10 protein-coding genes are annotated in these 18,950 nt (G+C 69.1%); 1 reads left to right on the top strand and 9 read right to left on the bottom strand.

Features of this window, described 5'->3' with window-relative positions:
- Positions 1-78: 78 nt before the first annotated feature.
- The 9 genes from IFSED24_RS02135 to IFSED24_RS02095 form a co-directional block, all read right to left on the bottom strand.
- Positions 79-993, bottom strand: a complete 915-nt coding sequence (locus IFSED24_RS02135) for a hypothetical protein (RefSeq protein ID WP_491333583.1) — start codon at positions 991-993, stop codon at positions 79-81.
- A 12-nt stretch (positions 994-1,005) separates the two neighbouring features.
- A complete protein-coding gene (locus tag IFSED24_RS02130) occupies positions 1,006-2,355 on the bottom strand; it encodes an energy transducer TonB (RefSeq protein ID WP_491333582.1) in 1,350 nt (449 codons plus the stop codon).
- A complete protein-coding gene (locus IFSED24_RS02125; RefSeq protein ID WP_491333581.1) occupies positions 2,352-2,765 on the bottom strand; it encodes an ExbD/TolR family protein in 414 nt (137 codons plus the stop codon). The genes IFSED24_RS02130 and IFSED24_RS02125 overlap by 4 nt, the downstream gene beginning before the upstream one ends.
- Before the next feature lie 2 nt (positions 2,766-2,767).
- Positions 2,768-3,187 (bottom strand): ExbD/TolR family protein, encoded by a 420-nt coding sequence (locus IFSED24_RS02120; RefSeq protein ID WP_491333580.1) that lies wholly within the window; start codon positions 3,185-3,187, stop codon positions 2,768-2,770.
- Positions 3,188-3,203: 16 nt separating this feature from the next.
- Positions 3,204-3,947: a MotA/TolQ/ExbB proton channel family protein gene (locus tag IFSED24_RS02115; RefSeq protein WP_491333579.1), complete on the bottom strand. Its 744-nt coding sequence runs from the start codon at positions 3,945-3,947 to the stop codon at positions 3,204-3,206.
- Between the two features lie 210 nt (positions 3,948-4,157).
- On the bottom strand, positions 4,158-7,160 hold the full coding sequence (locus tag IFSED24_RS02110; RefSeq protein ID WP_491333578.1) for a tetratricopeptide repeat protein: 3,003 nt from the start codon (positions 7,158-7,160) through the stop codon (positions 4,158-4,160).
- The gene (locus IFSED24_RS02105; protein WP_491333577.1) at positions 7,157-8,428 is read right to left on the bottom strand and encodes a PorV/PorQ family protein; all 1,272 of its coding nucleotides are present in this window, start codon (positions 8,426-8,428) and stop codon (positions 7,157-7,159) included. The genes IFSED24_RS02110 and IFSED24_RS02105 overlap by 4 nt, the downstream gene beginning before the upstream one ends.
- A gap of 23 nt (positions 8,429-8,451) precedes the next feature.
- On the bottom strand, positions 8,452-15,219 hold the full coding sequence (locus IFSED24_RS02100) for a hypothetical protein (protein ID WP_491333576.1): 6,768 nt from the start codon (positions 15,217-15,219) through the stop codon (positions 8,452-8,454).
- A gap of 198 nt (positions 15,220-15,417) precedes the next feature.
- A complete protein-coding gene (locus IFSED24_RS02095; protein WP_491333575.1) occupies positions 15,418-16,743 on the bottom strand; it encodes a PilZ domain-containing protein in 1,326 nt (441 codons plus the stop codon).
- 101 nt (positions 16,744-16,844) lie between these two features.
- Here IFSED24_RS02095 and glgX point away from each other — a divergent pair, with 101 nt between their 5' ends.
- Positions 16,845-18,890, top strand: coding sequence for a glycogen debranching protein GlgX (gene glgX, locus IFSED24_RS02090; RefSeq protein WP_491333574.1), 2,046 nt, complete (start codon positions 16,845-16,847; stop codon positions 18,888-18,890).
- The last annotated feature ends 60 nt before the right edge of the window (positions 18,891-18,950 follow it).

Here is an 18,950-nt window from a genome sequence, read left to right as displayed (position 1 = left end):
TACGCCCAGACCGGTCGATGAGTTCCGGCACCAATCCCCTGGACTGAAGAAACAGCAAACGGGGACGGGCTGCCAGACCTAATCAGCGTGCTCGATGATCACCGCGACGGTGCCGTCCATCTCGGCCCGCAGATCGGGTTTCTGGACCGCCTCGGTCTCGATCTGCTCGCGGGGCACGATCATGCTCGCCGCGAGGTGATCCGCGACCAGCGCGGCACGGCGCTCCGCCAGGGTCATGGTCTCGGCGGTCACCACCACGCGCACCGGCGAATAGGGATGGCGCCGGATCTCGTCGGCGGCCCGGACGAGCCAGTCCTCACCGCCGGCGGTCAGCTCGCTGACCTGGCGGGGAAAAACCTCGCCGCCGGCGATCTCCAGCACCCGATGGCCGTCGCGGCGATAGTCCAGCGCCGGCAGCCGGAAGCTCTCGCCGGCGTAGTTGTAGGTGTTGGTGCCCTTGTCGGTGGTGGTGAAGACGTAGCTGTACGGATAGCCCACGCGCAGCATGTCGCCGTGGTCGGTGCGGCCGTCCCAGCTCACGTTCTTCGGCGGCTTGCCCTTGCCCTCGTAGTTCCGGCAGGGGCTACCCCGGAAATCGGTGATGGTCAGCTGCCAGCGGTGGGCCTTGTGTCCCTCGGGCTCCTCGGTGTAGAACCGGGCCACCGGCGTGGTGGGAATCTCGGGCAGCCAGTAGTGTGGCGGCTGGCTGCTGCTGAGCGGCTCGAGGTTGTTGAGGTGCGGCTGCAGGCCCGAGACCGGACTGACGGCCAGGGCCTCCTCGTCCATGCTCGAATAGAAGGAATCCACGGTGGCGGCGTCGAGCTGGATCTCGAAGGTGCCCTTCTCGATGGCCTGCCGCACCTGGTTCTGGGCCTCGACCACCATCTCGGGCAGCGCGGCCCCGGACTCGCCGTCCTCGGTCCACTGCTCGCCCTCCTGGGCCAGGGCCCCGGTGGTTAACAAGATGATCAGCAAGAATGCGAGCTTCTGCATGGTTTCCCTCGCCTAGTTCAACCGGAACACGATGGTGATGACACCCCACTGTTCGACGGCCGCCTGGTCGGTCGGCAGCGGGGCGAACTTGAACTTCCGGATCGCCGCCATGGCGGCCTTGTTGAGGTCGCGGTGCACCGAGGTCTGGTCGAAGAACACGTTGTCCTTGACCCGTCCGTCGGGCAGCACGGTGAAGCGCACGGCGACCACGCCTTCCCAGCCCTTGCGCCGGGCCTGGTCGGTGTAGACCGGCGGCTCGCTGTGCAGGATCTTGCGGCCGGAGATCTGGCCCGAGATCGTCATGCCCACGCCCTTGCCAGAATCCAGATTGGCCACGGCCTCCTGGACCTTCGGCTCGGACTGGTCCGCCTTCTCGCTGGCGTCGGCGACGATGCCGCGGCTGGTGGGCGCCTCGGCCAGACGACCGCGCCGGCCGCTGAGGCCGCCACCACCGCCACCGCTGCCGGTGCCGTAGTCCAGGATGGTCTTGCGGCCGCCCTTGGCCGTGCTCGGCCCGGCCACGTCGACGACCCCGCCGCCGCTGCCGCCGCGGGCGACGTTGGCCGGAGCCAGACCGGATTTCGGCGGCTGGTACGACCCGGCCTGCGGCGTGCGGCCGCTCAGGCTGCCGCCACCCAGGTTCGCCGGGGCCTCGGCCACCGCTCCGCCCTTGCGGCTCGTGGTGCCGGCGGCGGCCACCACGGGACCACTGCCCACGGTGGCGCGGCCGCCCCGGTCCTTCAATCCGCCGCTGGAGGGCTTGAATGCCTCCCGGGTCTTCGGCGCGGCCGGCCGGGGCACAGCGTCCTTCTTTTCGGTGAGCTTGCCGGCGAGGCTGTCCTCGAGCTTGTCGGTGTCGATGACCTGACGCTGGGGCAATGGCGCCGCCTGCGCCACCAGCTGATCGGCCTGCGCCAGCTCCTTGCGCGGAGCGGTGACCGGCGCGATCTCGGGGACCGTGACGGCCGCCAGATCCTGCTTCCGGGGCTCCTGCCGCTGCGGCTCCAGCTTGGGCGCCGGCGCCAGCGGCTTGGTCTCCTGGACCAGCTCGGGCATGGGCGCCGGCTCGGGGGTCGCCACCACCGCGGGCTCGGCCTTCTTCTTCATGGCCGAGTCGGTGGTGATGCCGGGTCCCGGCGGACCCGGAGGCGCCAGTTTCTTGAGCTTGACCTTCTCCGCCACGTCCTCGCCGTAGCGGGCCTCGATGTAGGCGATCTCGGTGAGCTCGTCGTTGGCCCAGTTCTCCACCGCCTGCCGACCGGCCAGGAAGGCCAGCAACAGGAGAGCCAGCACGTGCACCACCGCGCTGACAGCGAACGACCCGCCGGTCTGCGACGACCGATCGATGGCCTGCTGCATCATCGCGCGCCCTCCTTCGGCCGGGTGGCCAGGGCGATGCGCGGGGCGCCGGCGCCCTCGATGGCCGCGATCAGCACCTCGACCTCGCCGTAGGGCAGGTTCTGGTCGGCCTTGACCACGGCCACGCCGTGGGACATGGCCGCGAAGACCCCGCCCAGCGCCGCCGGCAATTCGTCGAGCGCCAGTTCGGTCTCCTCGACGATGATCCGGCGATCGGCGGTGTAGACGATCTCGATGTTGTCGGTGTCGTCGGCCTGGCTGGCCATGGCCTCGGGCAGGTCGACGTCGACTTCCTCGCCGGTCAGGAAGGGAGCGATCATCATCAAGGTGAGCACCACCACCAGCGAGACGTTGATGATGGGCACCACGTTGACCTTGGTATCCACGTTGAGGACTTGCTTGCGCCGCGCCACGTCTATCCCCCGATGCGGTTGAGCAGGGCCAGGTTGTCGGCCCCGCTGGCCTTGGCGATGTCCAGGGCGGTGACCACGCGACCGAGCGCCACCAGGTCATCGGGCACGATGACCACGGTGCGGTCGCTCCGCGTGGCGAGTTCACGATCCAGCGTGGCCGCGATCTCCTCGTCGGGTAGCAGCTTGCCGTTGAGCTTGAATCCCTCGGGCGTGACCGCCAGGGTCAACAGGTCCTCCTGGAGCTCCTCCACGGGCTGGACCTCGGGATTCTCGCCGCCGGTCTCGGCCTGATTCACGTCGAAGCCGTTCCACATCAACGCCGGCATGGTGATCAGGAAGACCACGATGAGCGTGGTGGTCACATCCGCCAGCGGCGTGATGTTGGCGTCGTTCAGACCTGCATTGACTTGCTTGCGCGCCATGTTCGACTCCTACGTCCTAGGCCAGGACCGGCTGTTCGGCCGCCGGCTGACGACGTGCTGCGGGGGTAGGCTGGCCGCTGGCCGCCCGGCGACGCTGGTACTGGCTGGCCAGGGCGAACCAGGTCTCCCGCGCGTCTTCGAGCTGCGCCACCCGCGAGCGGATGCGACGGACGTAGACGTTGAAGAACACGGTGGCCACCACGGCCACGATGATGCCCGCGGCGGTGGTCAGCAGCGCCTCGGAGACGCCCATGGCCACCACGGCGCCGCCGCCGGAGCCCGTGCGGGCGATGTCGGCGAAGGCGCGAATGATACCGACCACGGTACCGAACAGACCGAGCAGGGGCGCGATGTTGGCCATGGTGCCGAGCACGCCGATGTTGCGTTCCATCTCGACCTGCTCGAGTTCGATGGCGGTGTCCACGCGCTGGACCTGCTCCTCGTGCGGGCGGTTCATGTTCATGACCGCCTGGGCCATGACCCGGGCCACCGGCTTGTTGAGCCGCTGGCAGTGGTCCAGAGCCGCGCGGGGGTTGCCCGCCTTGAGGTGGTTCGCCAGCTCGTTCAAGAACCGGCGGTTGTCGACGCTGGAAGCCTGGAAGTACAGGAGGCGCTCCACCGCGAACGCGAGGGTCACGATGGAACAGACCAGCAGGACCACCATGGTGGGAGAGGACTGGAAGACCTGGATGATTGACATGTCGCCGAACATGGGCTGCACACCTTCCTGATGGGGATCCCGCCTCGGTGCGTTCTGCACGGGATCGGTCTTGCAATTCGCCACCGGGAGTCGGGGTCTACTGCCGCCAGTTCCCGGATAGCGCCGGAATGCTTGCTACCGTGCTGGAACTCGGCAAGGAGTGTGCCACCGCTCGCGCCGTCCTCGGCAGCCGTGAGGAAGCCTCGGAAACGCCACGACCCCGGGCTGGCGGCGCCAACCCGGGGTCGCGGAGTCGCGGAGAAAGGCCGCCTAGCCGCCCGAGGTGACCCCCGACTCGCGGATGGCTCCGATGCGCTGCTCGGCCATGGCGGTCCACTCGGGCTTGCCGCCGGCGGCGATGATGCGCTCGTAGGCGCCGATGGCGCCGGGCCAGTCGCCCCGCTCCTCGGCGATGCGACCGATCTCGGCGAGCGCGGCGATCTTGAACGGATCGGACCCGCCGCCATCGGCCGCCTGCCCGTACCGCGCCAGCGAGCCCTCGACGTCCCCGGCCTTGCCCAGGCATTCACCCTGCCGGTAGCGGATCTCCGCCAGCGGCGAACCGGCCTGGGCCGCGGCGCGCTCGTAGGCGTCCACCGCGCGGGGCCAGTCCCCCAGCTCCTCCTGGTAGAGCGCCGCGATCTGGAGCCAGATGCCCTCGGCGTTCTCGTGATCGGGGTAATCGGCGGCGAAGCGCTCGAGGCTGCCGATGGCCGCGTGCCACTCCTCCACCTCCTGGTAGCTGATGGCCGCGTTGTACGCCGCCAGCGGCGCGTACTCGCCGTCGGGGAAGAGGTCGGTGAGGTTCTCGTACGTGGCGGCCGACTCCTCGTAGCGTTCGAGCTTGAAGAGCACCGTGGCCGCGCGCAGGTACGACAACTCGGCGAGGTCGTGATCGGGATGCGTGGTGGCGAAGTTGCGGAAGCCCGCCAGCGCCTGGTCGAGCGACTCGGCGCGGTAGTAGCTCTCGGCGAGATAGAAGAGCGCCCCGGGAGCCGACTCGCTCTCGGGGTAGTCCAGGGTCACGCGTTCGAAGGCCTCGGCCGCCTCGCCGTAGCGTTCGGCGGCGAAGGCTTCCTGGCCCTTGTTCCAGTAGACGTCGGCGGCCAGCGCGCTCTCGGGGTGGCGCTGCAGGTACTCGGTCATGTCCTTCTCGCTGCGGTAGTAGCAGCTCTGGATGCCGAGCTCGGCGTCCTCGACGCGCTCATCGACGGGGTAGGTCTCCACGAACGCCGTGAAGCGGCTGATGGCCAGGTCGTCCTGGCCCTGGTTGTAGGCGCAGTTGGCCAGGCCGAACGCGGCGTCGGCGGCGTAGCGGCTCTTGGGGAATTGCGACTGCAACCGGCTGTAGCTGCGCGCCGCATCGTCGAACCGGCCCAGGCCGAACTGGGTGTCGGCGATGCGGTAGAGCGATTCCTGGGCCTCGGGCGCCTTGGGGAAGCGCGCCAGCAGGCTGCTCCAGGCCTCCACCGCCTGCTCGTAGTACTGCAGGCGGTAGTAGCAGTCGGCCTGGTTGGCGAGCGCGGTGGCCGCGGCCGGATCCTCGGGGTTGGTCTCGAGGAACTCGCTGAACTGCTGCAGCGCCTCCTCGTACTTGTGCTGGTTGAAGAAGATCGACCCCACCGCCAGGCTGTTGGTCCCGCTCTCGCTCTCGGCGTTGGCCAGCACCAGCAGGAAGCGCTCCTGCTCGGCCAGCGCCTCCTCGTACTGCCCCGACCGGCTCAGCGCGGCCACCAGACCCTGCAATGAGGGCGCCGCCACGTTGGCCCGGGGATAGCCGGTGAGCACCAGACGGTACATCCCCGCCGCCTCGCGGTAGAGGTCCTGGGCGAAGTAGGCCTCACCGAGATGGTAGTAGGTGCGCGCGCGCCAGTGGCTCGGTGTCGGCAGCAGCTTGCTGGCGATGTAGTTGTAATTGGTCAGCACGCGGTCGAGCTGGCCGAGGCGCTTGTAGGCCAGGGTCGACAGGAAGAGAGCGCGCTCGGCGACGTCGGTGTTGACGTGCTTGTCGGTGACGTTCTGGAACGCCAGGAGCGCCTTCTTGTACTCCTCGAGCTGGAAGTGGCTGAAGCCCTTCAGCACGCGGACCCGCGGCGCCAGGGGGTCGCCCGGATAACGGTCGAGAAACTCGTCGGCCAGCACGATGGCCTGGCCGTGGTTGCCCTCCTGGGCGTAGGCGTAGACCACCTTGTGCAGCGCGGCCGAGGCCACGGTGCTCTCGGGGAAGCGCTTGATCACGTCGGTCCAGGCGAAGATCGCCTCGCTGGGACGGCCCAGCTGCAGACAGCAGTCGCCGATGAGGTACTGGGCGTAGGCGCAGACCTGGTTGTCGGGGAAGCCGGTGACGATCTGCTCGAGCTGACGCATGGACTCGTCGTAGCGACCCTCGCGGAAGGTCACGCAGGCGATCTTGTAGCGCGCGTTGGGCTCGAACGGGCTCTGCGGATACTGCTCGAGGAAGTCGCGGTAGCTGCGCACCGCCACGGTGTTCTGACCCGAGTGGTAGAACGCCTCGGCGATGGAGAAGGCCACGTCGTCGGCCAGCGGGCTCTGGGCGTACTGCCGCAGCACCTGCTTGTAGCGCTGGATCGCCAGGATGTACTGGCCGTTTTCCTCGAGGGTGCGCCCCAGGAAGTAGAGGCCGCGGTCGCTGGGCACCTGCTCGAAGAACTCGCGTGCCTCGTCGTAGCGGCCGTCGTGGAAAGCGAACAGGCCCAGCGCGAACTTGACCTCCTGCAGGTCGCTGTACCCCGGCCGCCGCTCGAGCAGCTCGCGGTAGGCTTCCTCGAGGCGCAGCCAGGTCCCGGTCACGATGTACGCCTGGCCCAGTTCGTAGAGGCCCTCGGCGAGCAGGAAGGTGTCGTCGTAGCGGTTCACCAACCGCTTGTACTTCTCGATGGCCTCGTCGTAGCGCGCGAGGTTGAAGAGGCATTCGCCCTGGCGCAGCAGCACCGAGGCCTCGAGGTAGCCGTCACGGCCGTTGCGACCGTCGACCTCGGCATACTCGCGCAGCGCCCCTTCCCAGTCGCCCATGGCCTGGTAGCATTCACCGAGCATGAACTGGGCGGCCGCCGCCCGTTCACTGCCGCCGTAGCTCTTGACGAACAGCCGGTACTGCTGCATGGCTGCCGACTTGTCCTCGCCGGCGGCGTAGGCCTTGCCGGCGGCTTCCCAGAGCGCGTCCTCGGGCGGGACGAGCGAGGGCTCGTCGGCCAGCGCCACGCCCACCGTTAACAGCGCCAGCAGGATCAGGATGACTCGCACGTTGCTCATCGTTCACTCCCCTCGGCAGCGCCCGCGGCGCTGCCGCCGATCTCCATACGGATGGGGGTCCGGGTCCGCTCACGGAAGCCCATCACCTCCACTTCGCTCTCGTAATCCCACAGCTGTCCCAGCTCGTCGACGATGCCGATGCTGGCGGTGTAGATCCCGTCGGCCACCAGACGACCATCGGTGTCCTCACCGTCCCAGGTCACCGCATCGGGCGGGTTGCCCGCGCCCTCGAGACGTCGGACCTCGCGGCCCTGCTGGTCTTGGATCACCACTTCCCAGCGATCGACATCGCCGCGGACGGCGGTCCGGATGCCGAACGTCACGTTGCGGTCGGCGCCCGAGGGACTGAAGAGCGCACGGTTGCGGTCCATCTTCACGCCGTAGGGCACGCCGAAGCGCAGGGTCGCCGAGACGATGTTCTGGCTGCCGAGCTCGGTGTTGACCATGGCGTAGTCGAACTGCCAGTTCTCCCAGCGCAGGCCGGCGCCCGCCGACCACTGCTCCTTCTCGCCGTCGTAGCCGCCGCGCAGCGCCAGCATCCGCAGCGGCCACACCTCGAGGCCGGCGCGATAGCTGGCGTCCATGTAGCGCGTGCGCACCAGGTCGCTGGTCATCTGCAGGCGTCCCTGGAAGAAGTTGAGGGCCAGACCCGCGCGGACGCTCTGCGGCAGCTCCTCCTCGTCCTCGATCAGGGTGATCTTGGGGGCGACGGCGTTCTGGATGGCCACGCCCAGTCCCAGGGTGCGGTGCGGCCGGTAGTGGAGGCCGACGTCGAACCCGGTGCCCGAGGCGCTGACGCCGCCGATGTCCTGGTGGACCGACTTGATCGCCAGGCCGAACGAGAGCCGGCCGAGCGCCTTGGCCCAGCTCAGCGAGAAGATCCCCTCGTCCTCGCTGAAGGTCTCGTCGAGGTCCTGGAAGACGTCGGTCCGCTGGAAGTCGCCGCTGGTGGTGTAGGTGCCGCTGAGGGCGAAGGTGCCGTAGGTGGCCGTGGGCAGGCCCAGGGTCATGAACCCGTACTGAGTGTCCATGCCCAGCGAGGCGCCCATCGCGGCCAGCTCCATGGTCCGCAGCGAGGCGTAGCCCGCGGGGTTCCAGTAGCTGGTGGCGGCGTCGTCGGCCAGGCCGGCCACGGCGTTGCCCAGCGCCAGGCTGCGCGCGCTGGCGCCGTAGCGGAGATAGCCGCCCGGCACGCCGGCGTCGTTGGCGGCACTCGCGGCGCCGGCCAGCAGCACCGTCAGCAGGGCGATCCTCAGGATGGTGTTCATCGTGCCTCCGGTCGTGGTGCGCATCACTTCACCACCGCGATCTTGCGGCGCAGGTCGAGGCCCGCACCATGGATGCGACAGATGTAGCCGCCGTTGCCGACCACCCGGCCCTTGCCGTTGCGGCCGTCCCATTCGTATTGCTCGGTGACCCCGGCGGAGACGTTCATCTGATCGCTGTGCACGATGTCCCCGTAGAGGTCGAAGAAGGTGATGTTGACCGGGCCCGTGGCCGCGGCGCGGAAGAGGACCACGGTGGTCTCGCGGCCGGCGCGGAACGGGTTGGGCCGGTTGGTCACGTCCTGGCTGCTGGCCATGGCCGCCGCGGTGTACAGCGTGACGGACTTGACCGCCTCGCTGACGCCGCCGGTCTCCTCGGCGTAGAACCGGATCGTGTGGATCCCGGGCGTGAGGTACTCCTCGCCCAGGTCGGCGAGCGTGAAGGGCCCGGTGTAGAGCGTGCGCGGCCGCGGGTCGTCGGTGACGTCGAGGTCGAACCAGACGCCCTGCACCGGATCGGGACCCTCGACCATCGCCTCGAGGCTGAGCTCGGTGCCCGGCAGGACGTAGTAGCCCTCGCCGTAGGTGGCCGCCTCGGGGAAGAGTTCGAGCGTGGTGACCGGCGGGCCCTGCAGCGTGAGGGCCACCGGCGCGGAGAACGCGTCGCCGGCGGCGGCCTGCAGCAGAATGTCCTGCGAGCCGTGGTCGTCGACGTGCAACTCGCAGGTGGCGCCGCCGTCGACGTCGGCCACCAGTTCGTTGGTGACGCCGCGCAGCGAACCCAGCCCCGCATCGCCCTCGAGCAGCCAGACCGTGATCGGCGTGCCGGCCACGGCGTTGCCCGAGGCGTCGCGGGCGGCGACGCGCAGGGTGATCCGATCGGCAGGCCGCAGCGGGTGGTCCAGCTCCTGTCCCGGCAGGTCCTCGGCCACCAGGGTGCAGACCGACACGGGCGCCGGCCGGACCACGATGACGTCGCTGAAGAACTGCTCGCCGGTGCTGTCGGAGACCCGGATGTAGATCGACTCGGCGCGGTCGTAGTTCTGGAACGGGAAGGCCCGCTCGCCCTCGAGGGTGGTGCCCACGGTGTCGGCCAGCACGCCGGCCGGCGACAGCGAGAAGTCGGGACGCGGCGTGTTGCCGCTGTAGGCCCGCAGCACGAACGAGCGGTCGTCGCTGGTGACGATCTGGCCGGTGACGATGTCGATGCGACGCACGGTCATGGCGAACGGCTCGCCAGCCACCGCCGAGTCGGGCACGTCGATGGCGTAGCGCACGCCTTCGGGCACCACGGTCAGCACGTCGCTGTAGGTGGTGCGGCCGCGGCTGTCGCGGACGCGGATGACGATGTCCTCGCTCGCGGCGTAGTGCTGGCCGCTGACCACGCACTCGCCGGCGGTGAGGGTTCCGCTGGCGATGCCCAGCTCGGCCGAGCCGGCGCTGCGGTCGGGCCGCAGCGCGGTCATCTCGAAGGCACCGCCGGCATTGATGCGCGCTCCGGTCTCGGGATTGACCAGTCGGACGGTCACCGTGAAGGTGGCCGGCGGGCCGGCGGTGACCACCGCCGGATCGGGCAGGACCACGCGGTATTCGGCCTCGTTCACCGGCACGTCGACCCGGCCCGAGCTCACCTCGGGATGGCCGGGATCCACCGCGAATACCGAGATCAGGCCCGGATTGCCTAGGACGATCTCGATGTCGCGGCTGCCGCCGATGAACGGACAGCCGGCCAGGTCGGAGTCGACGAGGTCGAGCGCGCCGCCGCTGCTCGAGAGCTGGATCTGGCCGTCGTCGATGGTGCGCACCAGGTTCCAGTACTGGTCCACCGCGCGCACCGTCAGCGTGAACGGCACCTCGGCCTGCTGGGTCAGCACCTCGCCGGATTTACCGGTGCCGGTCAGGCCGCCGGGGTCCGGCGTCTCGCCGGGCGCCACGATCTGGATCCGCTTGAACCCGTCGGCGAGCATGCGGCAGGTGTTGCTGATGCCGATGATGCCGGTGGTGTCGGAGACCTGGATGAAGATGTCCTCGGCCTTGCTGTAGGCCTGGGCGATGTTCCGGAAGCCTGCCTGCAGGATGCCCTGCTGCACCTCGAGGTGCCCGGTGCCGGCCAGGCCGGTCTGGGCGCTCATGATCTGGATGTCGAAGAGCCGGTCCTGCGTGGTGACGCGTTCGCCGGTGTTGCTGTCGATGAGCTCCACCGTGAGCGGGAACGTCTCGGGCGGACCCACGGTGGCGCTGTCGGGCAGGGTCACCGCGTAGTAGAGGCCGCCCGAATCCATCTCGATGACGGTGCTGAAGGCCTCGCGGCCGTAGTCGTCGTCGACGCGGATGATGATGTCCTCGACCGTGCTGTAGCTCTGGTTGTTGATCACGCAGACGCCGCCGATGAGCTGCGCCTCGGTCTGGCCCAGCTCGCCGTTTGCCGCGCCCTGGTTGGGCAGCAGCGGCGTCATCCGGAACCGGTTCTGTGCCGTGGGCACCACGTTGCCGGTGACCGGATCGATGAGCTTGACGGTGATCTGGAAGCCCGGCACGGGCCCCGTGGACGCGGTGGCCGGCACGGTGATCTCGTACTCGAAGGGCGGATCCACCGGGATGTAGGTGGTCTGGGCCGGCTTGGTCAGGTCCTGCTCGTCGTAGACCGTGACGTTCACCGTGCCCTCGTCGGTGAGGAAGCCGTTGAACGTGCGCCGACCGTTGACGAAGGGGACGTAGTTCTCCTCGGGATTGCCGTCCTCGGCGAACGACCCGTCGCTCGCCACCAGGCGCAGGATGCCCACGCTGGTGGTGTCGGCCAGGTTCCAGTACTGGTCGACCGCGCGGACGGTCATGGGGAACGGCTCGCCCGAGCGTTGCGTCACCGGCGTGCCGCTCTTGCCGGTGCCGTCGAATTCGGGCCGGCCGGCCTCCACCACCTCGCCGGGTGCCACGATCTGCAGCCGCTTGTAGCCGTCGGCCGCCAGGGTGAAGACCGGGCTCGCGCCGCTCAGGCCGGTGGTGTCGGTCACCGTCACGTAGATGTTCTGGGCACGGGTGTAGCTCTGCTGGAACGTCACCGTGCCGTGGTCCAATCGCTGGCTGGTCACGCCGACCACGCCGAGGCCCACGCCGCCGGCGGCGGCGTTGATCCCCACGGTGAAGCGGCGGTCCTCGGTGATGATGGTGTGGGTGTCGACGTCGCGCAGCGTGACCGACACCGGGAAGGTGGCCGGCGGCCCCACGCGGTGCGTCTCCGCAGCGTCCACGCCCACCACGTACTCCAGACCGTTGGGCAGCATCTGGATGGTGGAACTGTAGCTCTGGCGTCCCGAAATGTCGGTGATCCGCAGGACGATGTCCTCCACCGTGTTGTAAGCCTGGTTGGCGATGGTCACGGTGCCGGCGGCGAGCTGGGCGCTGGTCACCTGCAGCGTGCTGCTGGCCGGCTCGAGGTTGGCCTTCAGCGCCTCGATGGCGATCCAGTTGTTGGCCGCGGGCAGCGGGTCGCCGTTCTCGTCGACCAGGCTGATGGTGATGCTGAAGGTGGAAGGCGGTCCCACGAAGGCGGTCGGCGGAGTGTCGATCCGGTAGGTCGCGCCCTGCTCCACCTCGAGGGTGGCCGACTGGCCGGTGATGTCGGTGTGATCGAGGGCCGACGCCCCCAGGGTCACGTACCCGGGCGTGGTCAGGTACAGCGGCATGACGATCTCGCCGTTGACGAGCGGCTGGTCGTTGTTCAGCGGGTTGGTCGGCGTGAGCGAACCGTCATCGCTGGCGAGGTGGACCCGTTCGTCCACGTTGTCGACCAGGTTCCAGAACTGGTCGGTGGCGCGGATCCGGGCGTCGAACTCGAGGCTCGCGGTCTGCGGATCCGGGGTGCCGACCTTGCCGTCGGCCTCGGGGCCGCCGGGTTCGGGGGTCTCGCCGGGCAACAGCAGCATCAGGCGATCGAAGTCGCCGGCGGTGATCGCGATGCTGGACGTGTCGTTCACCGCGGGATCGATGAGGTCGGCGATGGCCAGCTGGTGGCTCTCGGCGGCCTTGAAGTAGAGGTCGAAGGTGCCGGTGCCGTCGACATCCAGCGCCTGGTCGTTGGGCGTGATCATCTGGAAGTAGCCGCTGCTGGTGAAGTGGACCTGCGGCCGCGCGGGCACCGGGTTGAACCAGGCGTCGGTGGCCAGCACGGACGCCTGCACAGGATCGCCGGCCTGGAGCGGCACCGGGGTGCCCACCTTGCCCGGCGGGATGCCCGGCGTATGCGTCTCGCCGGGCAGGAGCACCACCAGGTCGGCGTAGTCCTGGGCGTCGGCGAACACGTCGAAGGTGTTCGAGCTGTCGGTGAGCGCGTAGGTCTCCTCGCGCACGAAGAGGCGCACGTCCACGCCGGCTCGGGTGATCTGGATCTGGCCGCGCCATGCGCCCTGGAAGCCGCCGCCGCCCATGCCGGCGCCGAGGTCGACGCTGGTGGGGGTCAGGATGCCGGTGCCGTGGCTGACGAAGAGCGTGACCTCTTCGGCGTAGTCGGTGATGTGGTTGTCGAAGATGTCGCGGGCGATCACCGTCAGGTTGGGCAGCCAGCTGCCGGCCTGGTGGTCGGGCACCAGCTCGAGCACGTCGTTGGGCGTGGGGTTCGAGCGGTTGTTGATGCCGATGTCGAAGTGGTCGATCACGCCGGCGCGCACCGGGATGGTGGTGAACGCGTTGCGGCCCGAGATGACGTCGGACACCTCGATGGTCTGCCGGTTCGGGTCGGCCAGCGTCACCAGCGCCACCTGGAAGTCGCCCAGGTTGTCGTTGAGCTGCTGCGGGTTGACGGGCAGGTTCGCCGCCGCGTCGCTGCTCGAGAAGTTGATGTTCATGGGCAGCACCGGCGAGCTGTCGCTCACCGGGTTCCAGTACTGGTCGGTGGCGAAGACGCGCACGTCGAAGGGCACGCCGGCGTCCTGGGTCCCCGGCTCACCGAGCTTGCCGTCGTCCTCCACGCCGTCGAAGATGCCCGGCGCCAGGGTCTCGCCCGGGGCCTGCACCACGAGGCGGTCGAACACGTCGGGCGACACGCCGACGCCGGCCGAGTTGTTGGCATCGAGACCGCTGCTCTGCGCCTGGAGCATCTGGGCGTCCGAGGCGGTGCGGAAGATCAGGCGGATGTCGGTGGGGTTGCTGATCTGGACGATGTTGCCAGGATAGTCGGGCAGCTCGAAATAGCCGGAGGGGCAGCTCAGGGTGACGTTGCGCGTGCCCGGGGCCAGGTTGTTGTAGCGGTCGACCGGGCGCAGCGTCACGGGATTGATGATCGTCCCGGCGGTGACCGGGTTGGGCGTGCCCCAGTTGCCGCTGAAGTCCGGATCGTTGAGGCCGTTGACCCAGGTCTCGCCCGGGAAGGTCACCAGGATCTTCTCGCAGGGACCGTTGTTCACCTGGAACGACGGCGACGCGCCCACCACCCCGCTGTCGACGATGATGTAGGCGGAGAAGCCGCGCTTGGTGACCTGGACCATGGCGTCGAGCTGGCCGTTCACGAAGGTGCTGTTGCTGGTGATGATGTAGTCGGCGCTCTCGTCGGCGACGCCGATGCGCGCGCGCAGCGACACCTGGCCGTTGAGCGGGAAGACGTTGCCGTTGCTGTCGCGGGCGATGATCCGGATGTTGAACGGGATGGTGGTGACCTGCACGTCGCCGGGATTCCAGATCCCGGTGTCGAACTCGAAATGGTCGAGACCCTCGGGGTTGATCACGACGTCGCTGCGGCTGGTCCCCGTCACGGCGCCAGAAGCGGTGGTGGTCACGCGGGTGGTGCCCGACCGGATCAGCGTCAGGTTGTAGCTCGTCTCGGGGTTGCCGCCCATGACCGCGGCCCCGGGCAGCACCACGCCGCCGTCGGGATCGTCGCTGGTCCACGTGACCGTGGGGTACGGCCCGGCCATGACGGGATTCCAGTGCTGGTCGGTGGCGTAGACCTGCAGGCCGCCGAAGCTCGAGCCCGAGGTCTGGCTGTTGGGCACGCCGCTCTTGCCCGGGCTCACGCCCGGGGTGAGGGTCTCGCCCGGCAGGAGCAGGACGATGCCGTCGAGCGGACCGGGCAACAGCGGCGCCACGGTCCCCTGGCCCTGGGCGGGCGACACCTGGCCCTCGTAGACCACGGTGTTCAGCGCATGGAGCGTGTTCTCGCGGGTGACGGGATCGGTGCCCCAGAAGGTGACCGCCTGGGTGGTGGTGCCGCCCGTGAACGAGCCGCCGGCCACCACGATGCTGGCGCCGGTCGAGAAGTGTCCGATAGCCGCGGTCAGCACCACGTCGTCGCGGAAGTTGGGCACGGGATTGCCGCTGCCGTCGCGCGCGGTGAGGGTGACGTCCACCGCCTGGTCGACGTACTTGGTGCCCGCCGGCACACTCACCGAGAAGGTGTGCACCGGATTGTAGCAGTTGATCAGGACCTCGGCCGTGGGCACCGAGGCGTCGTCGGCGTCGGAGACGCGCAGCCGCACCGGCTGTCCCGCGGCGAGGAAACTCACGCCGTCGAACTGGCGCTCGCCGTTCTGCAGGTAGGCGTTCGCGGGCAGATCGGCCGCCACGTCGGGCGAGGCCAGGGTGGCGTTGATGAAATCAGCGGCCGTATCGGTGGACCCGTCGGCGTTGACGGCGCGCACCTGCACGCTGAAATCGGTCCGGACGGTGACCGCGGGATGGCCCGCCACCAGGTGGGGGTTGACCACCGTGATCTCGAGGTGGTCGAAGGCCGCCGCGGACCCGGTCAAGGCCATCAACAGGGCCATCATGAAGACGGCTTGCAAGATCCGGTTGCTGTGCATCATCGGTCCCATCGGTCCCTTGTCAGGTTGCGATTTGCATCGGCGGTGGCCCGGAGGTTCGCAACCTGCCCGGCTCGCCGCGGCCATCGTGGAGGATGAGGGTGATTGACGTCGCCTTCATCCGTTCGCCAGGGAAGGGATCAAGTCCCATGCCATCCCCCTCAGGGTGGGTCGTTCCTCAGGATGTCCCGTGATGGCGCCTCAGACCGCTTGTGGTTCCGCGCTGCGCTCGGCCAGCATGGCGCGCTGGCGGGCCATGACATACTGCCGGACCGCCTGGGTCCCCTGCCGATCGCTGGGGCCGCGCACCACGAACTCCAGGCCGATGCTCGTCTCGCTGCGCCCGCGTCCGCGCGGGGCGGTGGAGAGCCGGCGGACCAGCCCGGTCAGCACGATGGGCTGACGCAGCTCGCGGCCCTTGATCCATACGCGGATCAGACCGTCGCGAGTCAGGCCGTCGCCAGGAACCTCGTCCGTCATCAGGCCCGCGCCGGAGAAGCTGAGGTCGGCGACGCGGCCACGGGTCGCCCCCGTCGGGGCCTCGGCCGGGGGTTCCGGTCCCCGGGCCAGCGGATCCTCGCCGCCTTCGGACGCAGCCGAGGCGGGCAGGACCTCGAAGGACGCCTCGAGCTCGTCGCCGGGACGCACCCGGAAATACCGGCGCCGCTGGTCCAGGCTGAAACGGCGCGGCATCTCGAACTGGAAGCAGGGCAGGGCGGCGCCCTGCTCCAGCATCAAGGGTTCCTCGCCGGCGCAGATGGTGCGGAAGCGAAGCACGCGGCCGGCGGCGCCGAACGACCCCTCGAGCTCCAGCCCGGGCCGCAGCACCGAACGCAGATCCCGGTCGAGGTCCAGACTCAGCAGCAGGATCTCGCGGTCCTGATTCTTGTCGCGCTTGACGACCACCGCGTTGCTGGCGTGCACGTGGTCGTCCTCGCCGGGGATCAGCAGTTCGAGGTCGTGTTCGCAACGGCTGAGGTAGGTAGCGAGGCGGCCGATGGCCACCGGCTGGTCGATCGTATCGAGCCGGGCGATGTCGCGAGGCAGGAGGCGCAGCGCCAGCTCCTCCTCCCACTGCGGCAGCTTGATGCTCTCGTACTCGGCCCGCGAGGTGACGTCGGCCATGAGATAGAGATTGCCGGCGGCGGTCTGCTGGCGCACGATGAAGCTGCGCACTCCGCGCAGGACCTGCGGTTCGCCGTTCGGTGGCAGGATCTCGTAGGTCCCGATGGGCCGCTTGGCGGGGACCCGCGCCACCAGCGCAGACTTGAAGTTCTCCACCAGCGCCTGGAAGCCCGCGGGCTCGCGCTCGGCGCGCTCCTCCAGGTAGCGGGCCAGCGGACTGGACAGCCCCAAGTAGATCTGGTGCACCGGGCTGTTGGCCACGGTCACCCGGGCCAGTTGCGGCATGGCGAAGGACCACTCGCGGACCTGGGTGATCTGGGTGCGGATCTTTCCCTGGGGAGCGATCCCTTGCAGGGCCTGGCGACCGGCACCGTAGACTGCTGTCAAGGTTTCACGAATCATGTATCCTCTCCGGGGCGAACATTCAGGCCGATTCGTCCCTCGTGGTATCGACGGTAAGCGACGTGCCTTGACAGGATTCCCATCCAGAAGGATCTGACGCCATGACCGACCCGATCCGTCCCGGCGATCCGTCTCCCCTGGGCGCCACCCCCACTCCCGACGGTGTGAATTTCTCGGTCTACGCCCGCCACGCCGAGGCCCTGGAACTGCTGCTCTTCGACAACGAGGACGCCGCCAATCCCGATCGCGTCTTCGCGCTGACGGCCGACCGGCACCGCACGGCCGACTACTGGCACGCCTTCGTGCCCGGTCTGCGCCCCGGCCAGCTCTACGCCTACCGTGCCCACGGCCCCGCCCAGCCCGAGGTCGGCCACCGCTTCGACCCCGCCAAGGTGCTGCTCGACCCCTACGGACGCGCCGTGGCCGGCTACGACCGCTACGATCGCCGCGCCGCCGCCGCCCCCGGCGACAACGCAGCCGCCTCGTTGCGCTCGGTGGTGGTGGCCGCGAACGATTTCGACTGGGAAGGGGACCGCCCCCTGCGCCCCGACGGTCGTCGGGAGCTGATCTACGAGGTGCACGTCAAGGGATTCACCTGCGGTGCCGGCTCCGGTGTAGACGATTCCATCAAGGGAACTTACGCCGGCATGGTGGCGAAGATACCCTACCTCCAGGAGCTGGGCGTCACCGCCGTGGAGCTGCTCCCGGTCCACGCCTTCGACCCCCAGGACGCTCCGCACGGCCGCACCAACTACTGGGGCTACAGCACCGTGGGCTTCTTCGCCCCGCATCCGCTCTACAGCAGCGACCGCAGCGGCCAGGGGTCGGTGAACGAGTTCCGGGAGATGGTCAAGGCCTTCCATCGCGCCGGCATTCGCGTCTATCTCGACGTGGTCTACAACCACACGGCCGAGGGCAACCAGGACGGCCCCACGCTCAGCTTCCGCGGGCTGGCCAACCGGTCGTACTACATCCTCGAGCGCGACCGGCGCCGCTTCGCCAACTACTCGGGCTGCGGCAACACCTTCAACGCCAACCACCCGGTGGGACTGCGCCTGATCCTCGACTCGCTGCGCTACTGGGTGGAGGAGATGCACGTCGACGGGTTCCGCTTCGACCTGGCGAGCATCCTCACCCGCGACACCCGCGGTACGTCGCTCCTGCGGCCGCCGCTCTGGCTGGGCATCGAGACCGAACCGGCGCTGGCGGGCACCGAGCTCATCGCCGAGGCCTGGGACGCCGCCGGCCTCTACCAGGTGGGTTCCTTCCCCGGCCAGCGCTGCGCCGAGTGGAACGGCCCGTTCCGCGACGACGTCCGCCGCTTCCTGCGCGGCGACGACGCCGCCATCGAGGCCCTGATGGCCCGCCTCGTGGGCAGCCCCGACCTGTTCTCCGGACCGCGCGACCGGCCCTCGCGCAGCGTCAACTTCGTCACCTGCCACGACGGCTTCACCCTGGCCGACCTGGTGACCTACAACCGCAAGCACAACGAGGCCAACGGCGAGGACAACCGCGACGGCGGCGACCACAACCTCTCCTGGAACTCCGGCGTCGAGGGCCCCACGCCCGCGCCGGCGGTGAACGAGGTGCGGCGACGCCAGGTGCGCAACTTCATGACACTGCTCCTCTTGAGCCACGGCCGGCCCATGATCTGGATGGGCGACGAGGTCCTGCGCTCCCAGCAGGGCAACAACAACGCCTACTCCCAGGACAATCCGCTGGGCTGGTTCCGCTGGGAGGACACCACGGAGAACGCCGACATGTTGCGCTTCACCCGCGAGATGGTGCGCCTGGCCGCCGGCATCGAACAACTCGCGGTCGACCGCTTCTGGCGGGTCACCGACCACCTGAAGAAGGGCGACCTCAGCTGGCACGGCGTGGTGGCCGGCAAGCCCGACTGGACGCCGCTCTCGCACAGCCTGGCCTGGACCCTCGAGGGCAGCCGCTTGCACATCATGGCCAACGCCTGGTGGCGCGCGCTGGATTTCGAGCTGCCCGCCCTGCCCGTGAACCTGCGCTGGCACCGGGTGGTGGACACGTCGCTGGCCTCGCCCGCCGACATCGAGCCGGGGTCCGACGCGCCCGCGGTGGACACCGAGAGCTACCGGGTGTCCTGGCATTCGGTGGTGGTGCTGCAGGCGCGGTGACGGGTCGTTGACGGGACAGGTGCTGGACCGGAGCTCGGGTGAATGCTGACCACCGCCGAG

This window comes from Candidatus Latescibacter sp. IFSED24, from assembly GCF_058273205.1.
The sequence above is the reverse complement of the archived record's forward strand: the minus strand, read 5'-3'. Positions and strand labels throughout refer to the sequence as shown.

Bases quoted from the DNA above. Each gene is read 5' to 3' on its own strand.
- IFSED24_RS02135 (WP_491333583.1), bottom strand. From the start codon at position 993: ATGCAGAAGCTCGCATTCTTGCTGATCATCTTGTTAACCACCGGGGCC.
- IFSED24_RS02130 (WP_491333582.1), bottom strand. From the start codon at position 2,355: ATGATGCAGCAGGCCATCGATCGGTCGTCGCAGACCGGCGGGTCGTTC.
- IFSED24_RS02120 (WP_491333580.1), bottom strand. From the start codon at position 3,187: ATGGCGCGCAAGCAAGTCAATGCAGGTCTGAACGACGCCAACATCACG.
- IFSED24_RS02110 (WP_491333578.1), bottom strand. From the start codon at position 7,160: ATGAGCAACGTGCGAGTCATCCTGATCCTGCTGGCGCTGTTAACGGTG.
- IFSED24_RS02105 (WP_491333577.1), bottom strand. From the start codon at position 8,428: ATGAACACCATCCTGAGGATCGCCCTGCTGACGGTGCTGCTGGCCGGC.
- IFSED24_RS02100 (WP_491333576.1), bottom strand. From the start codon at position 15,219: ATGATGCACAGCAACCGGATCTTGCAAGCCGTCTTCATGATGGCCCTG.
- IFSED24_RS02095 (WP_491333575.1), bottom strand. From the start codon at position 16,743: ATGATTCGTGAAACCTTGACAGCAGTCTACGGTGCCGGTCGCCAGGCC.
- glgX (WP_491333574.1), top strand. From the start codon at position 16,845: ATGACCGACCCGATCCGTCCCGGCGATCCGTCTCCCCTGGGCGCCACC.